The sequence below is a fragment of the Streptomyces sp. NPDC057249 genome (genome assembly GCF_042669245.1).
GTDB lineage: Bacteria > Actinomycetota > Actinomycetes > Streptomycetales > Streptomycetaceae > Streptomyces.
This window is the reverse complement of sequence record NZ_JBHUXS010000015.1, coordinates 78,540-101,522: the sequence shown is the minus strand read 5'-3', so window position 1 is coordinate 101,522 and position 22,983 is coordinate 78,540. Positions and strand designations below refer to the sequence as shown.

General features: G+C 72.8%; 19 protein-coding genes. 12 read left to right on the top strand and 7 right to left on the bottom strand.

All coding sequences use genetic code 11. From position 1 onward, the window contains the following. Positions 1–22: 22 nt before the first annotated feature. The 4 genes from ACFUJY_RS25785 to ACFUJY_RS25770 all read left to right on the top strand — a co-directional run bounded on the left by ACFUJY_RS25785 (position 23) and on the right by ACFUJY_RS25770 (position 3,217). Entirely contained in the window at positions 23–823 is an 801-nt protein-coding gene (locus ACFUJY_RS25785) for an aminotransferase class IV (RefSeq protein WP_383303925.1), read from the top strand. Between the two features lie 3 nt (positions 824–826). Beyond that, positions 827–1,306, top strand: coding sequence for a DUF5990 family protein (locus ACFUJY_RS25780; protein WP_383303924.1), 480 nt, complete (start codon positions 827–829; stop codon positions 1,304–1,306). A gap of 381 nt (positions 1,307–1,687) precedes the next feature. Beyond that, a complete protein-coding gene (locus ACFUJY_RS25775; RefSeq protein WP_383304149.1) occupies positions 1,688–2,494 on the top strand; it encodes a hypothetical protein in 807 nt (268 codons plus the stop codon). Between the two features lie 99 nt (positions 2,495–2,593). Next, positions 2,594–3,217, top strand: a complete 624-nt coding sequence (locus ACFUJY_RS25770; protein WP_383303921.1) for a class F sortase — start codon at positions 2,594–2,596, stop codon at positions 3,215–3,217. Between the two features lie 7 nt (positions 3,218–3,224). On the opposite strand, the gene ACFUJY_RS25765 is transcribed toward ACFUJY_RS25770, so the two are convergent. Continuing rightward, positions 3,225–4,013, bottom strand: coding sequence for a sulfite exporter TauE/SafE family protein (locus ACFUJY_RS25765; protein WP_383303919.1), 789 nt, complete (start codon positions 4,011–4,013; stop codon positions 3,225–3,227). A gap of 282 nt (positions 4,014–4,295) precedes the next feature. Here ACFUJY_RS25765 and nirB point away from each other — a divergent pair, with 282 nt between their 5' ends. From nirB to ACFUJY_RS25750, 3 genes are all read left to right on the top strand, one after another. Beyond that, a complete protein-coding gene (gene nirB, locus ACFUJY_RS25760; protein WP_383303916.1) occupies positions 4,296–6,890 on the top strand; it encodes a nitrite reductase large subunit NirB in 2,595 nt (864 codons plus the stop codon). Then, positions 6,890–7,249: a nitrite reductase small subunit NirD gene (gene nirD / locus ACFUJY_RS25755; protein WP_018103288.1), complete on the top strand. Its 360-nt coding sequence runs from the start codon at positions 6,890–6,892 to the stop codon at positions 7,247–7,249. Before nirB ends, nirD begins: the two co-directional genes overlap by 1 nt. A 73-nt stretch (positions 7,250–7,322) precedes the next feature. Beyond that, positions 7,323–8,246: an oxidoreductase gene (locus ACFUJY_RS25750; RefSeq protein ID WP_383303913.1), complete on the top strand. Its 924-nt coding sequence runs from the start codon at positions 7,323–7,325 to the stop codon at positions 8,244–8,246. A 37-nt stretch (positions 8,247–8,283) separates the two neighbouring features. Here ACFUJY_RS25750 and ACFUJY_RS25745 read toward each other — a convergent pair whose 3' ends face one another. The 3 genes from ACFUJY_RS25745 to dusB form a co-directional block, all read right to left on the bottom strand. Further along, positions 8,284–9,270: a transcriptional regulator gene (locus ACFUJY_RS25745; RefSeq protein WP_383303911.1), complete on the bottom strand. Its 987-nt coding sequence runs from the start codon at positions 9,268–9,270 to the stop codon at positions 8,284–8,286. Positions 9,271–9,716: 446 nt separating this feature from the next. Then, on the bottom strand, positions 9,717–12,428 hold the full coding sequence (gene ppdK / locus ACFUJY_RS25740; protein ID WP_383303908.1) for a pyruvate, phosphate dikinase: 2,712 nt from the start codon (positions 12,426–12,428) through the stop codon (positions 9,717–9,719). A 417-nt stretch (positions 12,429–12,845) separates the two neighbouring features. Beyond that, on the bottom strand, positions 12,846–13,994 hold the full coding sequence (dusB, locus tag ACFUJY_RS25735) for a tRNA dihydrouridine synthase DusB (protein WP_383303905.1): 1,149 nt from the start codon (positions 13,992–13,994) through the stop codon (positions 12,846–12,848). Positions 13,995–14,148: 154 nt separating this feature from the next. On the opposite strand from dusB, the gene bla reads away from it, so the two are divergent. Continuing rightward, positions 14,149–15,066 carry a class A beta-lactamase gene (gene bla / locus ACFUJY_RS25730; protein WP_383303903.1) on the top strand — a complete coding sequence of 306 codons (918 nt, stop codon included), beginning with the start codon at positions 14,149–14,151 and terminating at the stop codon, positions 15,064–15,066. 15 nt (positions 15,067–15,081) lie between these two features. Then, entirely contained in the window at positions 15,082–16,563 is a 1,482-nt protein-coding gene (locus ACFUJY_RS25725) for an MFS transporter (RefSeq protein WP_383303901.1), read from the top strand. Here the strand turns inward: ACFUJY_RS25725 and ACFUJY_RS25720 are convergent. Next, entirely contained in the window at positions 16,533–17,423 is an 891-nt protein-coding gene (locus tag ACFUJY_RS25720) for a helix-turn-helix domain-containing protein (protein ID WP_383303898.1), read from the bottom strand. The two genes, ACFUJY_RS25725 and ACFUJY_RS25720, sit on opposite strands and share 31 nt — an antisense overlap. Positions 17,424–17,535: 112 nt before the next feature. Here ACFUJY_RS25720 and ACFUJY_RS25715 point away from each other — a divergent pair, with 112 nt between their 5' ends. After that, positions 17,536–19,008 (top strand): MFS transporter, encoded by a 1,473-nt coding sequence (locus ACFUJY_RS25715; RefSeq protein WP_383303895.1) that lies wholly within the window; start codon positions 17,536–17,538, stop codon positions 19,006–19,008. Positions 19,009–19,196: 188 nt separating this feature from the next. Here the strand turns inward: ACFUJY_RS25715 and ACFUJY_RS25710 are convergent, their stop codons facing one another. Further along, a complete protein-coding gene (locus ACFUJY_RS25710; RefSeq protein WP_383303892.1) occupies positions 19,197–19,424 on the bottom strand; it encodes a DUF6243 family protein in 228 nt (75 codons plus the stop codon). 236 nt (positions 19,425–19,660) lie between these two features. Beyond that, the gene (locus ACFUJY_RS25705; protein ID WP_383303888.1) at positions 19,661–21,043 is read right to left on the bottom strand and encodes a glycine--tRNA ligase; all 1,383 of its coding nucleotides are present in this window, start codon (positions 21,041–21,043) and stop codon (positions 19,661–19,663) included. 143 nt (positions 21,044–21,186) lie between these two features. On the opposite strand from ACFUJY_RS25705, the gene ACFUJY_RS25700 reads away from it, so the two are divergent. Both ACFUJY_RS25700 and ACFUJY_RS25695 read left to right on the top strand, forming a co-directional pair. Beyond that, entirely contained in the window at positions 21,187–22,143 is a 957-nt protein-coding gene (locus tag ACFUJY_RS25700; RefSeq protein ID WP_383303885.1) for a metal ABC transporter substrate-binding protein, read from the top strand. 56 nt (positions 22,144–22,199) lie between these two features. After that, a complete protein-coding gene (locus tag ACFUJY_RS25695) occupies positions 22,200–22,982 on the top strand; it encodes a metal ABC transporter ATP-binding protein (protein ID WP_383303882.1) in 783 nt (260 codons plus the stop codon). The last annotated feature ends 1 nt before the right edge of the window (position 22,983 follow it).

Sequence of the window (22,983 nt, the reverse complement as noted above, 5' to 3'; positions counted from 1 at the left end):
GGCCGCCGCATACCGTGGCCGCATGACGACTCCAGCAGCGGCGGCCCTCCCGTACGCCGAGTTCGACGGCCGGCCCGCCACCGAGGACGATCTGCGCCGGGCGCTCTTCTTCAACTACGGCCATTTCACGGCGATGCAGGTACGCGAGGGCCGGGTGCGCGGTCTGGATCTGCACCTGGCCCGGCTGGACGCCGCCAACCGCGAGCTGTTCGGGCTCCCCCTGGACGGGGACCTGGTGCGCCGGCTGATCCGGCACGCGTGGCGGAGCGCGGGCCTGGCGGACGCCTCGGTGCGGGTGCACGCGTATCTGCCGCCGGGGAGCACCGCGACGACCGTCATGGTGACGGTGCGGGAGGCGGGCGGGATGCCCCCGGGGCCCAAGGCCCTGATGTCCGTCCCGTTCGCCCGGACCGCGGCGCACCTCAAGCGGCCCGGCGAGTTCGGCCAGACGTACCACGCGGACCTGGCCCGTCGCGCGGGCTTCGACGACGCGCTGCTGACCCTGCCCGACGGCTCGGTGACCGAGGGCGCGTTCACCAACATCGGGTTCTGGGACGGCACCGCGATCACCTGGCCGCAGGCCCCGGCCCTGTCCGGCGTGACCATGGGCGTCCTGGAACGCGAACTCCCGGGCGCGGGGCTGCGGTCCTCGCGCCGGACCGTGACCCTGGACGGCCTCGGGGCGTTCCGGTCGGCGTTCCTCACCAACTCGCTGGGCATGGCCCCGGTCGCCCGGATCGACGACACCGTGTTCACGGTCGACGCGGAGCTGATGCGACGGCTGGCGGCGGCGTACGACGGCGCGCCGGACGAGGCGCTCTGACCGATGGAGGCTCCTCTGCTGCTCCACATCGAGGGATCACGCCTGCCCGGCCGCTCCTGCCCGGCCGGGCCCGGCTTCCCCGGCTACGAGAACATCCACCTGGGCGTCCAGCGCAAGGACCGCCCCGGCGAACTCCTCGGTCCGACACCGGGGGACGCGCCCGGTGCCCGCTGGACCCTGGAGTGCACGGCGACCGCGGAAGCGGACGGGATCGCGGTCCGGGGGCCATACGTGCAGAACCGGCTCGGCGGGCGCTTCGTGTACCTGTCCTGGGGGACGGTCGACGCGGACGGCCTGTTCACGATGTTCCGGCGGGCCAAGCTGATGTTCGCCGACGTCGAGCCGGCCGTCCTGGCGGCGGCCGTGCGCTCGGGGCACCTCACCGCCCGGCTCCCGCTCTCGGACGACGGGGGGCGGCCGCTCTGCGCCCGCGTCCGGCCGCCGGTGGTCGAGTGGTCGGCCGCCGCACCGGAGCGCCCCTGACGCAGTCCGCCCCCTCCGGACCCAGGGGGGAGGGGTCCGGAGGGGGCGTCGGCCGGGGGCGGCTGCGCACACCGTCCCGTGGGGGGTTGTGATGCGTGTTCCCGCTCAGCCTCGCCTCACGCATGTGACGTACGCCACATTGCCCGGCGGGTCCGTCACCCGAACGGCACCAGGGCGGGGCAGGCCGTGCACCTCACCCACCGCCACCCCTGTGACCTGCGACGAAACCGGTTGGCAAGGAGGCCGCGCCGGGCCGGTCGGGTGACAGCTGACTCGGTGTCAGCAGGCATGGGGGCCGGTCCGGCTGTTGGCTCGGAGCCAGGACACACCTGCCAGCGCCCCCGGTTCGGAGGAAACCCCATGCGCCGTCCTGCCCGACTCGTGACCGGCACCGCCGCCGCGGCCCTGGCCGCCGCCGCGCTCGGCCTCGGCGCCGCCGCCCCGTCCGCGTACGGGGACGAGCCGGCACCCCTGCGGATCACCCCGGCCAGCGCCGCGCCGGGCGCCACGGTGACCGTGGACACCACCGCCTGCGGCGTCGCCGGCGCCGCCACCGGCGACGCGAGCGCGCTGGACGCCCCGGAGTTCCCGCTGGCGCCCGCCTCCCTCGAAGAGGCCCTGGCCGGCTCCTTCCGGGTGCCGGGCGGCATCGCGCCCGGCTCGTACGGCATCGGCGTGGACTGCGCGAACGGCAAGAAGGCCACCGGCGAGATCGAGGTGAAGGCCGCGGACCGGGCGGCGGGCACCGAGGACCCCGCCGAAACCGCCGGGACCGCCGACTCGCCCGCGTACGACTTCTCCGACCTCGACGGCCTGGGCGGCGACGAGGACACGGTGGGCCCGGAAGGTCTCGACGGTCTCGATGCCGAGGCCGCCGGTTCCGGTCTCGTCCCGGACGCCCCCGCCGAGGCCGGCCGCACCACGCCCACCGAGCGCCCGGCCGGGTCCGGCCGCGACGAGACGGGGTCCGGGCGTGACGAGACCGGGTCCGGGCGTGAGACGCCCTCCGGGCACCGCACCTCGGCCGCCCCCACCGCCCCCTCGGGGCACGTGAAGACCGGTGTCGGCGGCAGCGTCGGCCCGGACACCACCCAGATCGCGGCGGGAGCCGGCGTACTCGCCGCTGCCGCCGTCGGCGGAGCCTGGCTCCTGCGTCGCCGGGCGAGCGGCACGCGGGACGCCGGCTGACGGAGGCATCCACCCCTCCGTACCGCCCGGTGTCCGTCCCGGTGGCCCCGCGCCACCGGGACGGGACCGTTTCCCGCTTCCGTACCCCGGAGGACCACCGTGTCCCAGAAGGCCAAGGGCTGGCTGCTCGTCGTCGTGGCGCTGGCCGGTGTCTGGCTGATCCAGAACGGCGCGGGCACCCGGCTCACCCCGCCCGGCCCGGCCGCCGCCCAGGCGTTCGCCGCCGGGCCCGCCCTGCTGCCCGGCTCCCCGGTCGCCGAGCCGCTGCGCCCCTCCGCGCCCGTCCGGCTGCGGATTCCCGCCATCCGGGTCGACGCACCGATGATGCGGCTCGGGCTCGGGGCGGACGGCAGCCTGGACGTGCCGCCGGCCGGGAACACGGACATCGTCGGCTGGTACGAGGGCGGCACGCCGCCGGGCGCCAAGGGCACCGCGATCGTCGCCGGCCACGTCGACAACGCGGACGGCCCGTCCGTCTTCTACGACCTGGGCTCACTGAAGAAGGGCAGCACCGTCGAGGTGGACCGGCAGGACGGCCGCACCGCCGTCTTCACGCTCGACGCGATCGAGGTGTACGAGAGCGACGACTTCCCCGACCAGCGGGTCTACGGCGCCTCCGAGCACGCCTCGCTGCGGCTGATCACCTGCGGCGGCGGGTACTCCGAGGCCACGGGCTACCAGGGGAACGTGGTGGCGTACGCCCACCTCACGGACGTGCGCTAGTTGGTGCTCAGCTCTGCCACTGGTCGAACCCGAGCTTCGCCACCAGCGAGAACACCACCACCAGCAGCACCCCGCGGACGAACTCGCTGCCCTTGCGCAGCGCCATCCGCGCGCCCAGCAGACCGCCCGCCAGGTTGAACACCGCCATCAGCGCCGCCAGCTGCCACAGCACGTTGCCCTGGTAGGCGAACATCGCCAGCGCCCCGGCGTTGGTGCAGACGTTGACGATCTTCGCGGTGGCCGACGCGGTCACCAGGTCGAGGTGGAGCACGGCGGTCAGGGCGAGCACCAGGAAGGTGCCCGTACCGGGGCCGAACAGCCCGTCGTACAGGCCGATGCCGCCGCCCACCAGGACGATCGCGGTAATCCTGCGGGCCCGGGTGACCGGCGGCGGGACACCGTCCCCGGCGGCCCGGCCGAACTGGGGCCGCAGCATCACGAAGGCGGCGACGGCGAGCAGCACCACCATGATCACCGGACGCAGCACCTCGCTGCTGATCCCGGCCGCGAAGAAGGCCCCGGTCATCGACCCGGCCAGGGCCGCGAGCCCTATCCGGACCGCCGTGCCCACCTTCACGGGCGCCTTGCGGGCGTAGGTGACGGCGGCGCCCGAGGTGCCGACGATGGCGACCGCCTTGTTGGTGCCGAGGATCTGCGCGGCCGGCAGGTGCGGCAGGCCGAGCAGCAGCGCGGGCAGCAGGAGCAGTCCGCCGCCGCCGACCACGGCGTCGACCCAGCCCGCCGCGGCGGCGGCGAGGCACAGCACGACCAGGGTGGTCAGAGTGATGTCCGGCATGAGCACGACCCTATGGAGCCGACGCGTGCACCGTCCAACCGTCCCGGGGCCGTGCCCGGAAAGTTGAGCCAACTCTGAGGTTTCCGCAGGACACGGCCCCTTTTCCGGCCTCCGGCGACCGCCTCACAGAGCTTTCCGGCGGGTGCTGAGCGCAAGGTTCCTCCCGGGAAACAGCGGGGAACCGGCCGGGTAACACCGCCGGGCCACGCTTCCGGTCATGAGCACACAGGCCCGGCGCCTGTGGCCCTGCCGAATCTGCTCCCCGACGACGGAGGCCCCGAGATGCCGGTGTCCACTCCCCCGACCGCCCCCACCTCAGGCCCTGCCGCCGTGCCGACGCTCGTGGTCGTCGGGCACGGGATGGTCGGCCAGCGCTTCCTGGAGGCCCTGGCCGAGCGCGGTCTGACCGGCGCCGCCGGGACCGCCCGGGTCGTCGTCCTGTGCGAGGAGCCCCGCGCCGCCTACGACCGGGTCCAGCTGACCTCGTACTTCGCGGGGAGGACCCCGGACGAGCTGTCGCTGGTCGAGGACGGCTTCATGGAGCGGCACGGCTTCGAGCTGCGGCTCGGGGACCCGGCGGTGGCCGTGGACCGTTCGGCCCGTACGGTCACCGCGCGGTCCGGCGAGGTCCTCGCCTACGACACGCTGGTCCTCGCGACCGGGTCCTACCCGTTCGTGCCGCCCGTCCCCGGTAAGGACAGCACCGGCTGCTTCGTCTACCGGACGATCGAGGACCTGCTCGCCATCGAGGAGTACGCCAAGGACGCGACGACCGGCGCGGTGGTCGGCGGCGGGCTGCTCGGCCTTGAGGCGGCCGGTGCGCTGAAGGGCCTCGGCCTGGACACGCACGTGGTGGAGTTCGCGCCCCGGCTGATGCCGGTCCAGGTGGACGAGGGCGGCGGCGCCGCGCTGCTGCGCACCATCGAGGACATGGGCCTGACCGTCCACACCGGGGTCGGGACGCAGGAGGTGACCGCGGACGAGGACGGCGCGGTGACCGGGATGGCGCTCTCCGACGGGTCCGCGCTGGCCACGGACCTGGTGGTGTTCTCGGCCGGGGTCCGTCCGCGCGACCAGCTGGCCCGGGAGTGCGGGCTCGCGGTCGGGGAGCGCGGCGGGATCGTGGTGGACGAGGAGTGCCGGACCTCCGACCCGGCGGTCTTCGCCATCGGGGAGTGCGCGCTCGCCTCGGACGGCCGGGTGTACGGGCTGGTGGCGCCGGGTTACGAGATGGCGCTGACGGCCGCCGAGGTGATCGCCGGGCAGGAGGCCGCGTTCACCGGTGCCGACCTGTCGACCAAGCTGAAGCTGCTCGGCGTGGACGTGGCCTCGTTCGGCGACGCGCACGGCACCACCGAGGGCTGCCTGGACGTGGTGTACGCGGACGCGCGCTCCGGCGTCTACAAGAAGCTGGTGATGGCGGCGGACGGCACCCTGCTGGGCGGGGTCCTCGTCGGCGACGCCGACCAGTACGGCACGCTGCGCCCGATGACCGGGAGCGTGCTGCCGGTGGCCCCGGAGCAGCTGGTGCTCCCGGCCGGGGCGGGCGGCCCGGTGGCGCTCGGCCCGTCCGCGCTGCCCGACGAGGCGGTGATCTGCTCCTGCCACAACGTCACCAAGGGCGCGATCTGCGAGCACACCACGCTGCCCGAGGTGAAGAAGTGCACCAAGGCGGGCACCGGCTGCGGCAGTTGCGTCAAGGTGATCGGCCAGCTGCTCCCGCAGAGCGCCGACGCGGGCCTGTGCGGCTGCTTCGCGTACACCCGCAGCGAGCTGTACGAGATCGTGCGCACCCTGGGGATCACCTCGTACGCGGATCTGCTGGACTCGCACGGCCGGGAGGAGGCACGCGGCGGCGACGGCTGCGAGATCTGCAAGCCGACGGTCGGCTCGGTCATCGCCTCGCTCGCCCCGACGGTCGGCGCCAGCGGCTACGTCCTGGACGGCGAGCAGGCGGCCCTCCAGGACACCAACGACCACTTCCTGGCCAACCTCCAGCGCAACGGCTCGTACTCGATCGTGCCGCGCATACCCGGCGGCGAGATCACCCCGGAGAAGCTGATCGTGATCGGCGAGGTGGCCCGCGACTTCGGGCTCTACACGAAGATCACCGGCGGTCAGCGCATCGACCTCTTCGGCGCCCGCGTCGACCAGCTGCCGCTGATCTGGACCCGGCTCGTCGACGCCGGCTTCGAGTCCGGCCACGCGTACGGGAAGTCGCTGCGCACGGTCAAGTCCTGTGTCGGGCAGACCTGGTGCCGCTACGGCGTGCAGGACTCCGTGAAGATGGCGATCGACCTGGAGCTGCGCTACCGGGGCCTGCGCGCCCCGCACAAGCTGAAGTCGGCGGTCTCGGGGTGTGCCCGGGAGTGCGCGGAGGCCCGGGGCAAGGACTTCGGGATCATCGCCACGGCCGGCGGCTGGAACCTGTACGTGGGCGGCAACGGCGGCGCCACCCCGCGCCACGCCGACCTGCTGGCCCAGGACCTGTCCGACGCCGAACTGGTCCGGCTGATCGACCGGTTCCTGATGTTCTACATCCGCACCGCGGACCGGCTGGAGCGCACCTCGGCCTGGCTGGAGCGCATCGAGGGCGGCCTGGAGCACGTCCGGGACGTCGTCGTGCACGACAAGCTGGGGCTCTGCGAGGAGCTGGAGCGGCTGATGGCCGACCACGTCCGCGGCTACCGCGACGAGTGGGCCGAGACCATCAACGACCCCGAGCGGCTGCGCCGGTTCGTCACCTTCGTCAACGCGCCCGACGCCCCCGACCCGTCGGTGAAGTTCGTCCCGGAACGCGACCAGGTCAAGCCGGACCTGGACATCCTCGCGGGCCCGGTTCTCGCCATCCGCACTCTTGAAGGGACCGCCTCCTGATGACCACGCAGACGCTGGAGACCGCGCAGGACACCCGGACCGTCCGGCTCGCCGCCGGGGACGGCTGGCTCACGGTGTGCGACCGCTCGCTGCTCACCCCCGGCCGCGGGGTCGCCGCCCTCCTCCCGGACGGCCGGCAGGTCGCGCTCTTCCTGGACCGGGCGGGGCGGACGTACGCCATCGACAACCGCGACCCGTTCACCGGGGCCTACGTCCTCTCGCGCGGCCTGGTCGGCTCGGACGGCGGACAGCCGTTCGTCGCGTCGCCCCTGCTCAAGCAGCGCTTCGACCTGGCGACGGGCGCCTGCCTGGACGACGACGAGGTCTCCGTACCGGTCTTCGAGGTACGCGCGGACTGACGCGCCGCACCGGCCGGGAGAACCCCGAACGGGTGCTTCCGGCCGTCCGCGCGCCCGGCCGTACGCTTGATCCATGACCCACGGCTGGAGCGCGCGCGACATACCCGACCAGAGCGGCCGCACGGCCGTGGTGACGGGGGCCAACAGCGGGATCGGGCTCGTCACCGCCCGCGAACTGGCCCGCTGCGGAGCCAGGGTGCTGCTCGCCTGCCGCGACGAGCGGCGCGGCGAGGAGGCCGCGGCCCGCATCCGGTACGCGGTGCGCGGCGCGGACGTCGAGTTCGCCCCGCTCGATCTGGCCGACCTGTCCTCCGTGCGCGCGTTCGCCGAGGACTTCCGGGCGGACCGGCTCGACCTGCTGGTCAACAACGCGGGGGTGATGGCCCTTCCCTACGGGCGCACCGCCGACGGCTTCGAGACCCAGTTCGGCGTCAACCACCTGGGGCACTTCGCGCTCACCGGGCTGCTGCTGCCGAAGCTGCTGGCCACCGGGGGCGCCCGGGTGGTGACCGTCTCCAGCGGGCTGCACGCCCTGGGCAACATCGACATGGGCGACCTCAACAGCGAGCGGAACTACCGCCGCTGGACCGCCTACGGCCGCTCGAAGACCGCGAACCTGCTCTTCGTCCACGAGCTGGCCCGGCGGCTCACGGCGGCCGGCAGCGCACTGGTCGCCGCCGCCGCGCACCCCGGCTACGCCTCGACCAACCTCCAGACGGCGGCGGCCCGGATGGAGAAACGCAGGACGGCGGAGCGGGTCATGGGGATCGCCAACCGCGTCGTCGCGCAGCCGGCGTCGGCGGGCGCCCTGCCCACGCTGTACGCGGCGACCGCGCCGGGCGTGCGCCCCGACTCGTTCACCGGCCCCCGGGTGCTGGGCTGGCGCGGCGCGCCCGGGCCGTCCTGGCGGGCGGGCTGGACGCGCGGGGACGTGGCGGGCGAGCGCCTGTGGGTGGCCTCGGAGCAGCTGACCGGGGTGACCTACCCGGGGCTGTAGCGCCCTTGGTCCGGCTCGGCCCTCACCGGCGGAGGGGTCACGGGACCGCGACCGGCGCCCCGCCCCTCAGCAGCGAGCCGCCCAGCGGGGTCAGGGTGTGCTGGACGGAGCTGCCGTGCCGCAGGGTGTGGACGAGCCCCGCCTCGCGCAGGACGCAGGCATGCTGGCTGGCCGAGGCGAGGGAGACCCCGGCGCGCCGGGCCAGCTCACTGGTGGTGCAGCCGTTGCCGATGGCCCGCAGGACCGTGGAGCGGGTCTGCCCGAGGAGCCGGCCGAGCGAGGGGCCCGGGTCGGCGAAGGCGGGCGCGGCGGGGTGCGCGACCGGGTAGACCAGGACCGGCGGGAGCAGCGGGTCGCGCAGGACGACGGGGGTGCCCCGGCAGAAGTAGGACGGCTGGAGGAGCAGCCCGCGCCCGTCCAGGTGGAGGTCGCGGTCCACGGGGTAGTCCGCCTCCAGGACGGGCGCCCGCCACCGGATGACCGGGGGCAGCGTGGCGAGCAGTTCCTCGGCGCCGCCGTCCAGGAGGGCGCGGCCCCGGATCGCCCGGTCGGCCTCGACGGCCGAGCGGATGTGCGGCCAGTACGGCTCCACGGCGGCGCGGTGGTAGTCCCGTAAGGCGCCGACGAGGCGCGCCAGGGGCTCGGCGGCGCCCTCGCGCAGGGGGCCGAGGCGGGCGGCCCGCCGGGCGCCCGGGTCCCCCAGGAGGGCGATCTCGGCGCGCAGCCGGTCGGGCGGAGTGGCGCGCACGGCCTCCATTCCGGCATCGAGCCCGAGCGGGTCGGAGTTTTCCTGAGAAGGCGTCAGGAAGTCGGGGAAATAGCCGCGCTGCGGGACCACCGCGGACAGCAGACGTACTTCACCGCTCAACCGTGGGCGGGTTTCGGTGCGCCATTTCCCGAAGACCGCGGAAGCCCTCCGGTCCCTCAGCCGGTGAAAGCTGAGAATGGTCTCCCACAGCGCGTCCGGCCCGGAGGCCATCCGAACCCGGGAAAGGTCCCATCCGGAGACATGGATACGCAGCACCGAACTCCCACCCCTTGCACCTGCAATTCCCCCTCGCAAGAGTATGCGAATCGTAACAGCACGTCACCACGGGGTTTCGGCCAGAGGTGAAACGCCTCGCCGGGACCGGCCGCCGGACGAAAAGCTGTACGGCGTCGGGTGCGATTCCGGAGCCACCGGAAGAGCGAGTGAAGGCCGTGGGGGGTTTTGCTCGTTCGGCGGCGGTTGGCAAAGGTGCGGCTCCGCACTCGATGGGGGTAAGCCGGGTGCGGCCCGTGGATGGGGATCCACGGGCCGCACCCCGGTCCGTTCAACTCGATTTCTTTGCGCATTAAACGAAGCAATGGGCGCCGCTCATGGGCGCCACTCATCGCATTTACCGGGACATGACAACGTTGGCCGCCCGGTCGCGCACGACAAGGCGGCGGCACCCCCGCACAGGGTGCCGCCGCCTCCGGAATTCCGCGTCAGCGGCTGTCGCTGGCCCGGGCCCCGGCCGCCGCCCGGCCGGCCTCCAGCCGCGCCACGGGAATGCGGAACGGCGAGCAGGAGACGTAGTCGAGACCGGCCTCGTGGAAGAAGTGCACGGACTCGGGGTCGCCGCCGTGCTCCCCGCAGATGCCCAGCTTCAGGTCGGGCCGGGTGGCCCGGCCGGCCGCGACGGCGTTCTTGACCAGCGAGCCGACGCCGTCCTTGTCGATCGTCTCGAACGGCGACACCCCGAAGATGCCCTTCTCCAGGTAAGCGGTGAAGAACGACGCCTCCACGTCGTCGCGGGAGAAGCCCCACACCGTCTGGGTCAGGTCGTTGGTGCCGAAGGAGAAGAACTCCGCCGCCTCGGCGATCTGCCCGGCGGTCAGCGCGGCGCGCGGCAGCTCGATCATGGTGCCGATCTTCAGCTTGAGGTCGGTGCCGGTGGCGGCCTGGACCTCGGCGATGACCCGGTCCGCCTCCTCGCGGACGATCTCCAGCTCCTGGACCGTGCCGACGAGCGGGATCATGATCTCGGCGCGGGGGTCGCCCTTGGCGTTCTTGCGGGCGGCGGCCGCCTCGGCGATGGCCCGCACCTGCATGGCGAACAGGCCGGGGATGACCAGGCCGAGCCGCACCCCGCGCAGCCCCAGCATCGGGTTCTGCTCGTGCAGCTTGTGCACCGCCTGGAGGAGCCTGAGGTCGTTCTCGTTGGCGTCCTTGCGGGCCTCGGCGAGGGCCACGCGTACCGACAGCTCCGTGATGTCCGGCAGGAACTCGTGCAGCGGCGGGTCCAGCAGCCGTACGGTGACCGGCAGTCCGTCCATCGCCTCGAACAGCTCGATGAAGTCCGCCTTCTGGAGCGGGAGCAGCTGCGCCAGGGCCGTCTCGCGCTCCTGGTCGGTGTCGGCCAGGATCAGCTTCTCGACCATCTCGCGGCGCTCGCCGAGGAACATGTGCTCGGTGCGGCAGAGGCCGATGCCCTGGGCGCCGAAGCGGCGGGCGCGCAGGGCGTCCTCCGCGCTGTCCGCGTTGGCCCGCACCCGCAGCCGGCGCACCCGGTCCGCGTACGCCATGATCCGGTGCACGGCGGCGACCAGCTCGTCGGCGTCGTCGGCGCCCGCGTGCATCCGGCCCTCGAAGTACTCGACCACCGGGGACGGCACGACGGGGACCTCGCCCAGGTACACCTTGCCGGTGGAGCCGTCGACGGAGACGACGTCGCCCTCCTCCACGACGATGTCGCCGACCGTCAGGCGCCGGCGCTTGGTGTCGACCTCGATCTCCTCGGCGCCGCAGACACAGGTCTTGCCCATGCCCCGGGCGACGACGGCCGCGTGCGAGGTCTTCCCGCCGCGCGAGGTGAGGATGCCCTCGGCGGCGATCATGCCGTCCAGGTCGTCCGGGTTGGTCTCGCGGCGGATCAGGATGACCTTCTCGCCGGACCGGGACCACTTGACGGCGGTGTACGAGTCGAATACCGCCTTGCCGACCGCCGCGCCGGGCGAGGCGGCGATGCCCCGGCCGAGCCGCTGGGTCTTCGCGGTGTCGTCGAAGCGCGGGAACATCAGCTGGGCGAGCTGGGCGCCGTTGACCCGCTGGAGGGCCTCGGCCTCGTCGATGAGCCCCTGGTCCACCAGCTGGGTCGCGATCCGGAAGGCGGCACCGGCGGTGCGCTTGCCGACCCGGGTCTGGAGCATCCACAGGTGGCCGCGCTCGATGGTGAACTCGATGTCGCACAGGTCCTTGTAGTGGGTCTCCAGCGTCTCCATGATCTTCAGCAGCTGGTCGTACGACTGCTTGTCGATCGCCTCCAGTTCGGCGAGCGGCACGGTGTTGCGGATGCCCGCGACGACGTCCTCGCCCTGCGCGTTCTGGAGGTAGTCGCCGTAGACGCCCTGGTGGCCGCTGGCCGGGTCGCGGGTGAAGGCGACGCCCGTGCCGGAGTCGGGGCCGAGGTTGCCGAAGACCATCGAGCAGACGTTGACGGCGGTGCCGAGGTCGCCGGGGATGCGCTCCTGGCGGCGGTAGAGCTTGGCCCGGTCGGTGTTCCACGAGTCGAAGACCGCCTTTATGGCGAGGTCCATCTGCTCGCGCGCGTCCTGCGGGAAGTCACGGCCGGCGTCCCGCGCGACGATCTTCTTGAACTCCTTGACCAGCTTCTTCAGGTCGCCCGCGTCGAGGTCCACGTCGACCTTGACGCCCTTGGCCTCCTTCGCGGCCTCCAGCGCCTCCTCGAAGAGCTCGCCGTCCACCCCGAGCACGGTCTTGCCGAACATCTGGATCAGCCGGCGGTAGGAGTCCCACGCGAACCGCTCGTCGCCGGCCTGGGCGGCGAGGCCCACCACGGAGGCGTCGGAGAGGCCGATGTTGAGGACGGTGTCCATCATCCCGGGCATCGAGAACTTGGCGCCGGAGCGCACGGAGACCAGCAGCGGGTCGTCGGCCTGGCCGAGCTTCTTGCCCATCCGCCCCTCCAGGGCGTCGAGGTGCGCACTCACCTCGTCGCGGAGGGCGGCCGGCTCCTCACCGCTGTCCAGGTAGACCTTGCACGCCTCGGTGGTGATGGTGAAGCCGGGCGGGACGGGGAGCCCGAGGTTGGTCATCTCGGCGAGGTTGGCCCCCTTCCCGCCGAGGAGGTCCTTCAGATCCTTGTTGCCTTCGGTGAAGTCGTAGACGAACTTCTGCACAGCTTTGTTTTCCGACACGGTCTCGACTCCTCGAAGACGCGGTGGCTGCCCTGACGGCGAGGAACATACCCAGATCGAAGGTGCCTGGGTACGTCCACTTGCGCGTCGTACGGCCGTAACCACCCGTCCGCCAGCAGATCGAAAGTCGGCAGCCCGATAGCCCTCCGGAAGGGCGTGTTCAGAAGTCGTACGCAGGATGACGCAGCGCACACCAGGACCCGGGTTTCGGTGGCTGAAAGTGATCGATGCGTCGATCGATCAAAGTAAGGACACCTGGCACTCAGTGCCACCCTTTGAGAAGTGCAACCCCGGTTTTCGCGCTCATCTGAGCATCGGACCTCTCAAGGTGGCGAGAATCACTCGATGGTGGTGACGCTCAGATGAGCGAAAACGACGAGTGGGGGCACGCAGTGCCCCCACTCGTCGGTCGCTTCGTCAGCCTCCGGAGGTGTCCAGTTCCGCGTCGGCGCCGACACCCGCGCAGTCGTACGGGTCCTTCAGCCAGCCGTCCGGGAGGGCCACCCGGTTGTTGCCCGAGGTACGCCCGCGCGGCCCGTCGGCGCCGTCCGGCCAGGGCTGGTCGAGGTCCAGTTCCCGGAGCTGGGAGCCCAGCTCCTCCAGCGAGGAGGTGATCGCCAGCTTCTTGCGCATCTCGGAGCCCACCGCGAAGCCCTTGAGGTACCAGGCGACGTGCTTGCGGAAGTCGATCACGCCCCGGGCCTCGTCACCGATCCACTCCCCCAGCAGCGTCGCGTGGCGCAGCATGACGTCGGCGACGGTGCGCAGCGTGGGCGCCTGCCGCGTCCCCGTCCCCTCGAACGCGCTGACCAGGTCACCGAAGAGCCAGGGGCGGCCCAGGCAGCCGCGCCCCACGACCACGCCGTCGCAGCCGGTCTCGCGCATCATGCGCAGCGCGTCGTCCGCGCACCAGATGTCGCCGTTGCCGAGCACCGGGATCTCCGGGACGTGTTCCTTGAGCCGGGCGATGGCGTCCCAGTCGGCGGTGCCGCCGTAGTGCTGGGCGGTGGTCCTGCCGTGCAGGGCGACCGCCGTGACGCCCTCCTCGACGGCGATGCGGCCGGCGTCGAGATAGGTCAGGTGGTCGTCGTCGATGCCCTTGCGCATCTTGATCGTCACGGGCAGGTCCCCGGCCCGGGAGACCGCCTCGTGCAGGATCGCGCGCAGCAGCGGCCGCTTGTACGGGAGGGCCGAGCCGCCGCCCTTGCGGGTCACCTTGGGGACCGGGCAGCCGAAGTTGAGGTCGATGTGGTCGGCGAGGTTCTCGTCGACGATCATGCTGACCGCCTTGCCGACCGTGTCCGGGTCCACTCCGTACAACTGGATCGAGCGCGGGGTCTCGCTCGCGTCGAAGTGGATGAGCTGCATGGTCTTCTCGTTGCGCTCGACCAGGGCCCTCGTCGTGATCATCTCGCTGACGAACAGCCCCTTGCCGCCCGAGAACTCCCGGCACAGCGTGCGGAAGGGGGCGTTGGTGATGCCGGCCATGGGTGCGAGGACCACCGGCGGCTGCACGGTGTGCGGGCCGATGCGGAGCAGCGAGGGCGAGGGGGCGAGCGTGGTCATGGCTCCCATTGTCCCGTACCCCGGAGACTGCTCCGGGGGCGGTCGCGCCCCGCCGGGGCGGGGAAGGAGGGGGCGTTGTCCGACCCGCGCCGTAGCGTGGGGATTCCGGCGACGGGCCGGTACACGTTCTTGGCGAATCAAGGAGACATGCATCATGACCACGCCCATGTCCCGCTTAACTCTCGGCTCCCCCAGCCGTCGCGGACTGCTCGCGCTCGGCGCCGCGGGGGTCCTGCTCACCGGCGCGGGGACCGCCCGCGCCGCGGCCGGCTCCACGACGGCCCGGCTGCGGGAGCTGGAGCGGACGCACGGCGCCCGCGTCGGCGCGTTCGCGTACAACGTGGCGACCGGGGTCGCGGTGCGGCACCGGGCCGACGAGCGCTTCCCGATGCTGTCCACGTTCAAGACGCTCGCCGCGGCGGCCGTCCTGCGGGATCTGGACCGGGACGGCGAGGTCCTGGAGAAGGTGATCCACTACACGGAGGCGGACTGCGTCTCCGATTCCCCGGTCACCGACACCCCGGAGCACATCGCGAGCGGGCTGAGCGTCGCCCGGCTCTGCGACGCCGCCATCGGCGACAGCGACAACACCGCGGGCAATCTGCTGCTGCGCGAGCTCGGCGGCCCGCAGGCCGTGACCCGCTTCGCCCGCTCCCTGGGCGACCGCGTGACCCGGCTGGACCGCTGGGAGCCCGTGCTGAACTCCGCCGAGCCGGGCCGGGTCACGGACACCACGACCCCCTCGGCGATCGCCCGCGACTACGCCCGGCTGGTGCTGGGGGACGTGCTGGAGCGCCGGGACCGCGAGCTGCTGACCCACTGGCTGCTGAACTGCCGGACGAGCGGTACGCGGTTCCGGGCCGGGCTGCCGCCGGAGTGGACGGTCGCCGACAAGACGGGCGGCGGCTCGTACGGCTCGTGCAACGACGTGGGCGTCGCGTGGACGCCGGAGGGTGCGCCGGTGGTCCTGGCGGTGCTGACGACGAAGCCGGCGGGCGCCTCCGACGCGGCGGGCGACCACCCGCTGGTCCGGGACGTGGCGAAGGCCCTGGCGGCGGCAGTCGTTAGTTAGTCGTACTATCGATGGATGCCTGAGCTCAGCCACCGGGGACGGATGCTGGTGCTGGCGATCTGCTGCATGAGCCTGCTGATCGTCAGCCTCGACACCACCGCCCTGAACGTCGCCCTGCCCGCCATGCGCCGGGAGCTGGACGCGAGCGTCGCGGGGATGCAGTGGACGATCGACGCGTACACGCTCGTCCTCGCGTCCCTGCTGATGCTCGCCGGTTCCACCGCCGACCGGATCGGCCGGCGGAAGGTCTTCATGGCGGGCCTGGTCCTGTTCACCCTGGGCTCGGCGCTCTGCTCGCTGGCGCCGAGCCTGGAGGCGCTGATCGCCTTCCGGATGGTGCAGGCCGTGGGCGGCTCGATGCTCAACCCGGTCGCGATGTCGATCATCACCAACACCTTCACCGACCCCCGCGAGCGCGCCCGCGCGATCGGAGTCTGGGGCGGGGTCGTCGGCATCTCGATGGCGGCCGGACCGGTCGTCGGCGGCGGCCTGGTCGACTCGGTGGGCTGGCGGTCGATCTTCTGGGTCAACCTCCCGGTGGGCCTCGCCGCCCTGTTCCTGACCTGGCGTCACGTCCCCGAGTCGCGCGCCCGGCGGGCCCGCCGCCCGGACCCGCTGGGCCAGCTCTTGGTGATCACGCTGCTGGGCTCGCTGACGTACGCGATCATCGAGGCCCCGCAGAAAGGATGGGCCTCCGCCGAGATCCTGCTCTTCGCGGGGCTCGCGGTGGCGGCCCTGGCGGGGCTGCTGGTGTACGAGCCCCGGCGCGCCGATCCCCTGATCGACCTGCGGTTCTTCCACAGCGTCCCGTTCAGCGGGGCCACCGTCATCGCGGTCAGCGCCTTCGCCGCGCTCGGCGGCTTCCTCTTCCTCAACACGCTCTACCTCCAGGACGTCCGGGGTCTGAGCGCCCTGGACGCCGGTCTCTACACGCTGCCCATGGCGGCCGTGGTGTGCCTGCTCTCACCGCTGTCCGGGCGGCTCGTGGCCAGTCGCGGGCCGCGCATACCGCTGCTGGTAGCGGGCGGCGCGATGGCGATGAGCGGGCTGATGCTGGCGGCGTTCGACGCGGAGACCGGGACGGTCTCGATGTTCGCCGCGTATGTGCTGTTCGGCCTGGGCTTCGGCTCGGTGAACGCGCCCATCACCAACACCGCCGTCTCCGGCATGCCGCGCTCCCAGGCGGGCGTGGCGGCCGCCGTCGCCTCCACCAGCCGGCAGATCGGGCAGACCCTCGGGGTCGCCGTGATCGGCGCGGTCCTGGCGGCGGGGATGGCGGACCCGGGCGGGTCGGACGGCTTCGTGGCGGCGAGCCGGCCCGGCTGGTGGATCGTCACCGGCTGCGGGCTCGCCGTCCTGCTGATCGGCGCCCTGAGCAGCGGCCGGTGGGCGCGGTCCACCGCCCGCCGGACGGCGGAACGGCTGGCGGAACCGGCGGCGGAGGGGCCGTCCGCCGCGCCGGCCGCTCAGTCCTCGGCGGCGCGCACCAGCTCCTGAAGGCGCGCCAGCCGCTCGTAGGTCTCGTCGTCCCGGGGCGCGTAGCTGACCAGGCGTGGTCCGGCCGAGGGGCCGAGCCAGAGGTCGGTGGCCTCCACCCGGAGCAGCCCCACCCAGGCGTTGCGGAAGACCTTGGACCGGCTGCCCGCGCCGACGACCTCGTGCCGGGCCCAGTTCTCGCGGAACTCCTCCGATGCCGCCTCCAGGCGGCCCAGCAGCTCCTTCCAGGCGGGCTCGGCGAGGTGTTCCGCCATCGCCGCGCGGAACTTGGCGGTGATGTAGCGGGTGACCTCGGCGGTGTCCATGACGGAGGCGCGCCACTGCTCGTTGGTGTGGGCGAGCAGCATGACGTTGCGGTCCTCGGGAGCGACCGCCTCCAGGTCGCAGAGCAGCCGCCCGTACGTGCGGTTGTGGGCGAGGATGTCGTACCGGCTGTTCTGCACGCAGGCGGGGATCGGCTCCAGCTGCCGGAGCATGGTCCGCAGGGCCGGGGTGAGGTGCGGGCAGTCCGTGCCGGGGGCCGGGTCGATGGCCGCGGCGAGCGAGAAGAGGTGGCTGCGCTCGCTGCGGTCCAGGAGCAGGGCGCGGGCGAGGGCGTCGAGGACCTGGGGTGAGACCTGGATGTCCCGGGCCTGTTCGAGCCAGGTGTACCAGGTGACGCCGACCGCGGAGAGCTGGGCGACCTCCTCCCGGCGCAGCCCCGGCGTGCGCCGGCGGCGCCCCCGGGCGAGGCCGACCTGCTCGGGGGTGATCCGTTCGCGGCGGCTGCGCAGGAAGTTCGCGAGCTCGTGCCGCCGGATATCGGGCTCGCTCCCGCCGGGGGCGGCCGTCTGCGTCAGGGGCGTCGCCATCGTCGTCATTCCTCCAGGGTGCGGGCCCGGCACGGGCACCGGACGGCCGGTGCCTGGTGGTACTTGTACCAGGATAAAGACACTCTGGTACCAGGCTACGGGCGGAGCGATCGTCGGTGGCGTGAGTGAATCCTCTGTACGCACGACAACGGCCAGCGCCACCGCCTCCCCGGTGGTGCGGCACGACCATCCCGCCCCGGTGCTCGGCACGCTGGGGCTGTTCACCGTGCTGCTGGGCGCGGCCCTTCCCCTCATCGACTTCTTCATCGTCAACGTGGCCCTGCCCACCATCGACCACGACCTGGCGGCGGGCCCCGCCCTGCTGGAACTGGTCGTCGCGGGCTACGGGCTCGCCTACGCCGTGCTGCTCGTCCTCGGCGGGCGGCTCGGCGACATGGCCGGCCGGCGCCGGCTGTTCCTGGCCGGGATCGCGGCCTTCGGGCTCACCTCGCTGGCCTGCGGGCTCGCCCCGAACGCCTGGTCCCTGGTCGGGGCGCGGGTGGCCCAGGGCGCCGCGGCCGCGCTGATGCTGCCGCAGGTCCTCGCCACCATCCAGGCGGCCACCTCCGGGCAGCGCAGGGCCCGGGCGATGAGCCTGTACGGGGCGACGGCCGGGCTCTCCATGGTCGCGGGCCAGATCCTGGGCGGGGCGCTGGTCGCCGCCGCGCCGCTCTCCTCGGTGTTCGGCGAGAGCGCGGGCTGGCGGTCGGTGTTCCTGGTCAACGTGCCCGTCGCGGCGATCGGTCTGGTGCTGGCGGCGCGCGCTGTCCCGGAGACCCGGGCGGACCGCCCCGCACCCGTCGACGTACCGGGCACGCTGCTGCTCGCGGTGTCGCTGCTGACGCTGCTGGCCCCGCTCACCGAAGGACGGGCCGCGGGCTGGCCGCTGTGGACCTGGGTGTCCCTCGCGCTGTTCCCGTTCGCGGCGGCGGCGTTCTACCGGGTGGAGCGGCGGGCGGACCGGCGCGGGCTCATCCCGTTGGTGCCGCCGAGCCTGCTGCGCCTGGAGTCGCTGCGGCGCGGCCTCGCCCTCGTGGTGCCGTTCTCGGTGGGCTTCGGCGGCTTCATGTTCGTCATCGCGGTCGCGCTCCAGCAGGGCCTGGGGCTGGGCCCGGCGCGGTCCGGCCTGTCGATGGCCCCGATGGCGGTGGCCTTCTTCGCGGCGTCGCTGGCCGGTCCCCGGCTGGTGCGGCGGTACGGCAGCCGGGTCGTGACGGCCGGCGGGCTGATCCAGGCGGCGGGCGTGGCGGTGCTCGCGCTCACCGTGTGGCGGGGCTGGCCGGACCTGGGTCTGGCGGGCCTGCTGCCCGGCATGGCGGTCGCCGGCTTCGGCCAGGGCCTCCAGCTGCCCGTCATCTTCCGCATCATCCTGTCGGACGTGCCGGCGGAGCGGGCCGGGGTGGGCGGCGGTGTGATGACGACGACCCAGCAGGCGACCCTGACGCTGGGGGTGGCGACGCTCGGCTCGCTGTTCCTGGCCCTGGTGCCGGGGTCGGGGATGCGGGACGCCCTGATCGTGACGCTGCTCGTCCAGCTGGCGGCGGTCGCCCTGACCGCCGCGCTGAGCCTGCGGCTGCCGCGCACCGTGGGGTAGGGGCGGCAGCCGGAAGCACCCGGGCCCCGGGGGGCCGGCCACGGGGGGGGGGCCCCCGCGGGCCCGGGGCGGGGGGGGGCCCCACCTGCCGGGGCGCCCCGGGCCGCGCCCCCCCGGGCCCCCGCCCCCCCCCCCCCCCCGGGGCCCGGCGTTGGTGGTCCGTCCGCCGGGGCCCTGGGGCCTGGGCGTCAGCTCTGCTCCGGGGCCTCCGGGGCCTGCGCCTCTTCGGCCTTCGCGGTGTCGGGCTGTCCGGTGCCGGCGGCCCGTTCCCGCATCTTGCGGAGCAGTTCCTGCTTCTGGTCGGCGGCCGACTTGCGGTCCGCGTCGCGCGCCGGACCGGCGCCCTGCGCCCCGGCGCGGGACAGCTTCTTGCGCTGTCCGCCGACGCCGAGGAGGTTGTTGCGGCTCTTGGCCATGGGGTTCTCCCAATGTGTGGTCTGGGTGAGGTCTCGTGCGACCTCGGATCGATCCGGGGGGCGGCGGGTGGTCGGGCCCGCCGCGCTCTCACTCGTAGATCTGGAAGAACGAATACATGGGCAAGACGGTACCCACCCCGGGCGCCCGGCTCACCCGGTTTTCCGCCCCCGGACGCACGGGGCCCCCGGTTCCGCGGCGGGCGCGGAAGCGGGGGCCCCGGTCGGCGGTGCGGGCGTCAGCAGCCGAGCAGGCGGGTGGCGAGGTAGCCCTGGATCTGGTCCAGGGAGACGCGCTCCTGCTTCATCGTGTCGCGCTCGCGGACGGTGACCGCGTTGTCGTCCAGGGTGTCGAAGTCGACGGTGACGCAGAACGGCGTACCGATCTCGTCCTGGCGGCGGTAGCGGCGGCCGATGGCGCCGGCGTCGTCGAACTCGATGTTCCAGTTCTGCCGGAGATCCGAGGCGAGGCCCTTGGCCTTGGGCGAGAGCTGCGGGTTGCGGGAGAGCGGGAGGACCGCGACCTTGACCGGCGCCAGGCGCGGGTCGAGGCGCATCACGGCGCGCTTCTCCATGACGCCCTTGGCGTTCGGCGCCTCGTCCTCGCTGTACGCGTCGAGGAGGAAGGCCAGCATCGCGCGGCCGACACCGGCCGCGGGCTCGATGACGAACGGGGTGTAGCGCTCGCTCTTCTCCTGGTCGAAGAAGGAGAGGTCCGTGCCGGACGCCTTGGAGTGGGCGGTGAGGTCGTAGTCGGTGCGGTTGGCGACGCCCTCCAGCTCGCCCCACTCGCTGCCGCCGAAGCGGAAGCGGTACTCGATGTCAGCGGTGCGCTTGGAGTAGTGGGAGAGCTTCTCCTGCGGGTGCTCGAACCACCGCATGTTCTCCTCGCGCATGCCGAGGCCGGTGTACCAGTTCCAGCGCTGCTCCATCCAGTACTCCTGCCACTGCTCGTCCTCGCCCGGCTTGACGAAGAACTCCATCTCCATCTGCTCGAACTCGCGCGTGCGGAAGATGAAGTTGCCCGGAGTGATCTCGTTGCGGAAGGACTTGCCCATCTGCGCGATGCCGAACGGAGGCTTCTTGCGCGCGGTGGTCAGCACCTGGGAGAAGTTGGTGAAGATGCCCTGGGCCGTCTCCGGGCGCAGATAGGCGACCGAACCGGAGTCCTGGGTCGGGCCGAGGTGCGTGGAGAGCAGGCCGGAGAACTGCTTGGGCTCGGTGAAGGTGCCCTTGTTGCCGCAGTTGGGGCAGTTGAGGTCGGCGAGACCGTTCGCGGGCGCCTTGCCGTGCTTCTCCTCGTACGCCTCCTCCAGGTGGTCCGCGCGGTAGCGCTTGTGGCAGGAGGTGCACTCGGTCAGCGGGTCCGAGAAGGTGGCGACGTGGCCGGAGGCCACCCACACCTCGGGGGCCAGGATGACCGACGAGTCGATGCCGACGACGTCCTCGCGGGAGGTGACCATGTAGCGCCACCACTGGCGCTTCAGGTTCTCCTTGAGCTCGACGCCCAGCGGCCCGTAGTCCCAGGCGGCCTTCTGACCACCGTAGATCTCGCTGCAGGGGTAGACGAAGCCACGGCGCTTGCTCAGGCTGACGATGGTGTCGATCTTGTCGGCGGCCACGGTGCTCTCTTCATTACGACGGAACGGGCGGGCGAATGGCCCAGATTACCGGCGGCCACTCCCCTTCGATCAAATCGGTACCGGTCCCGGCCGCGAACCCCGCTTGTTGACAATCGTTTCCACTTTTGTTGAAAATGAGAGTCATGAACATACGTCGCCTCATACCGGCCGCCGCCCTCACCGGCGCGGTCGCCCTCGGCCTCACCGCCTGCTCGTCGTCCGACACCGCCGACCGCAAGAACGACGGCCGGCTGGACCTGGTGGCGTCCTTCTATCCGATGCAGTTCCTGGCCGAACGCATAGGCGGCGACCACGTCTCGGTCACCACGCTCACCAAGCCCGGCGTGGAGCCCCACGACCTGGAGCTGAGCCCCCGGCAGACCGGCAGGCTCGGCGACGCGGACTTCATCCTCTACCTCAAGGGCCTCCAGCCCGCCGTCGACGAGGCCATCAAGCAGTCCGGCGCCTCCCACACCCTCGACGCCGCGACGCTGACCACGCTGGAGGACCACGGCACCGAGACCGGCGGCGAGGAGCACGGCCACGACCACGGCCACGAGCACGAGGGCGACGAGGCCGGCGCCGACCCGCACATCTGGCTGGACCCGGTGAAGTACTCCGAGGTCGCCAAGGGCGTCGGCAAGTCCCTGGAGAAGACCGACCCGGACCACGCGGCGGACTACCGGAAGAACACCGACGCCCTGGTCGAGGAGCTGGGTGCGCTCGACACCGCGTACCGGACCGGGCTGAAGAACACCGCGACGAAGACGTTCATCACCACGCACTCCGCCTTCGGCTACCTCGCCGAGCGCTACGGCCTCGTCCAGGAGGGCATCGCCGGCATCGACCCCGAGGCCGAGCCCAGCCCCGCCCGCATCAGCGCCCTGCACTCCATCGCCGAGGAGAAGAAGGTCACCACCGTCTTCTTCGAGACGCTCGCCAGCGACAAGACCGCGAAGACCGTCGCCCGCGACACCGGCCTGAAGACCGACGTCCTGGACCCGCTGGAGGGAATCACCGACAGCTCCCAGGGCGATGACTACATCGGGGTCATGAAGTCCAACCTCGCCGCCCTGCGCACAGCGCTCGGCGCGAAGTGAGCGACGACCCCACCGCACCCGTCGGCCCGACCCGCGCAGCAGCACCGGAGGCGCTCATGCCCGAGCCCCAGCACCCCGCCAGCGAACCCGTGATCGCCGTACGCGACGCCACCGCCGTCCTGGGGGCGCGCCCCGTGCTGCGCGGCGTCGACCTGACCGTGCGCCGGGGCGAGGTCGTCGCCCTGCTCGGCGCCAACGGCTCCGGCAAGTCCACCGCCGTCCGCTCCGTCATCGGCCAGGTCCCCCTGACCGGCGGCACCGTCGAGCTCTTCGGCACCCCGCTGCGCCGCTTCCGCGACTGGGCCCGGGTCGGCTACGTACCGCAGCGCACCACGGCGGCCGGCGGCGTGCCCGCCACGATCCGCGAGGTCGTCTCCGCCGGGCGGCTCTCCCGCACCCGGCTCGGCCTCCCCCGCAAGGCGGACCGCGCCGCCGTCGACCGGGCCATCGAGCTCGTCGGCCTCGCCGACCGCGCGAAGGACTCGGTGAACGCCCTCTCCGGCGGCCAGCACCAGCGGGTGCTCATCGCCCGCGCGCTCGCCGCCGAACCGGAGCTCCTGATCATGGACGAGCCGATGGCGGGCGTGGACCTGGCCAGCCAGGAGATCCTGGCCGCCACCCTGCGCGAGCAGGTCTCGGCCGGCACCACCGTGCTCCTCGTCCTGCACGAGCTGGGCCCGCTGGAGCCCCTGATCGACCGGGCGGTCGTCCTGCGCGACGGCTGTGTGATGCACGACGGGCCGCCCCCGAAGGCCGTCGGGCAGCACGCCCTGCCCGGCCACGACCACGTACACCCCCACGCGGCTTCCGAGCCCGTCCGGACGGGACTGCTGAGCTGAC

Bases quoted from the DNA above. Each gene is read 5' to 3' on its own strand.
- ACFUJY_RS25785 (WP_383303925.1), top strand. From the start codon at position 23: ATGACGACTCCAGCAGCGGCGGCCCTCCCGTACGCCGAGTTCGACGGC.
- ACFUJY_RS25780 (WP_383303924.1), top strand. From the start codon at position 827: ATGGAGGCTCCTCTGCTGCTCCACATCGAGGGATCACGCCTGCCCGGC.
- ACFUJY_RS25765 (WP_383303919.1), bottom strand. From the start codon at position 4,013: ATGCCGGACATCACTCTGACCACCCTGGTCGTGCTGTGCCTCGCCGCC.
- nirB (WP_383303916.1), top strand. From the start codon at position 4,296: ATGCCGGTGTCCACTCCCCCGACCGCCCCCACCTCAGGCCCTGCCGCC.
- nirD (WP_018103288.1), top strand. From the start codon at position 6,890: ATGACCACGCAGACGCTGGAGACCGCGCAGGACACCCGGACCGTCCGG.
- ACFUJY_RS25750 (WP_383303913.1), top strand. From the start codon at position 7,323: ATGACCCACGGCTGGAGCGCGCGCGACATACCCGACCAGAGCGGCCGC.
- dusB (WP_383303905.1), bottom strand. From the start codon at position 13,994: ATGACCACGCTCGCCCCCTCGCCCTCGCTGCTCCGCATCGGCCCGCAC.
- bla (WP_383303903.1), top strand. From the start codon at position 14,149: ATGACCACGCCCATGTCCCGCTTAACTCTCGGCTCCCCCAGCCGTCGC.
- ACFUJY_RS25725 (WP_383303901.1), top strand. From the start codon at position 15,082: ATGCCTGAGCTCAGCCACCGGGGACGGATGCTGGTGCTGGCGATCTGC.
- ACFUJY_RS25720 (WP_383303898.1), bottom strand. From the start codon at position 17,423: ATGACGACGATGGCGACGCCCCTGACGCAGACGGCCGCCCCCGGCGGG.
- ACFUJY_RS25710 (WP_383303892.1), bottom strand. From the start codon at position 19,424: ATGGCCAAGAGCCGCAACAACCTCCTCGGCGTCGGCGGACAGCGCAAG.
- ACFUJY_RS25700 (WP_383303885.1), top strand. From the start codon at position 21,187: ATGAACATACGTCGCCTCATACCGGCCGCCGCCCTCACCGGCGCGGTC.
- ACFUJY_RS25695 (WP_383303882.1), top strand. From the start codon at position 22,200: ATGCCCGAGCCCCAGCACCCCGCCAGCGAACCCGTGATCGCCGTACGC.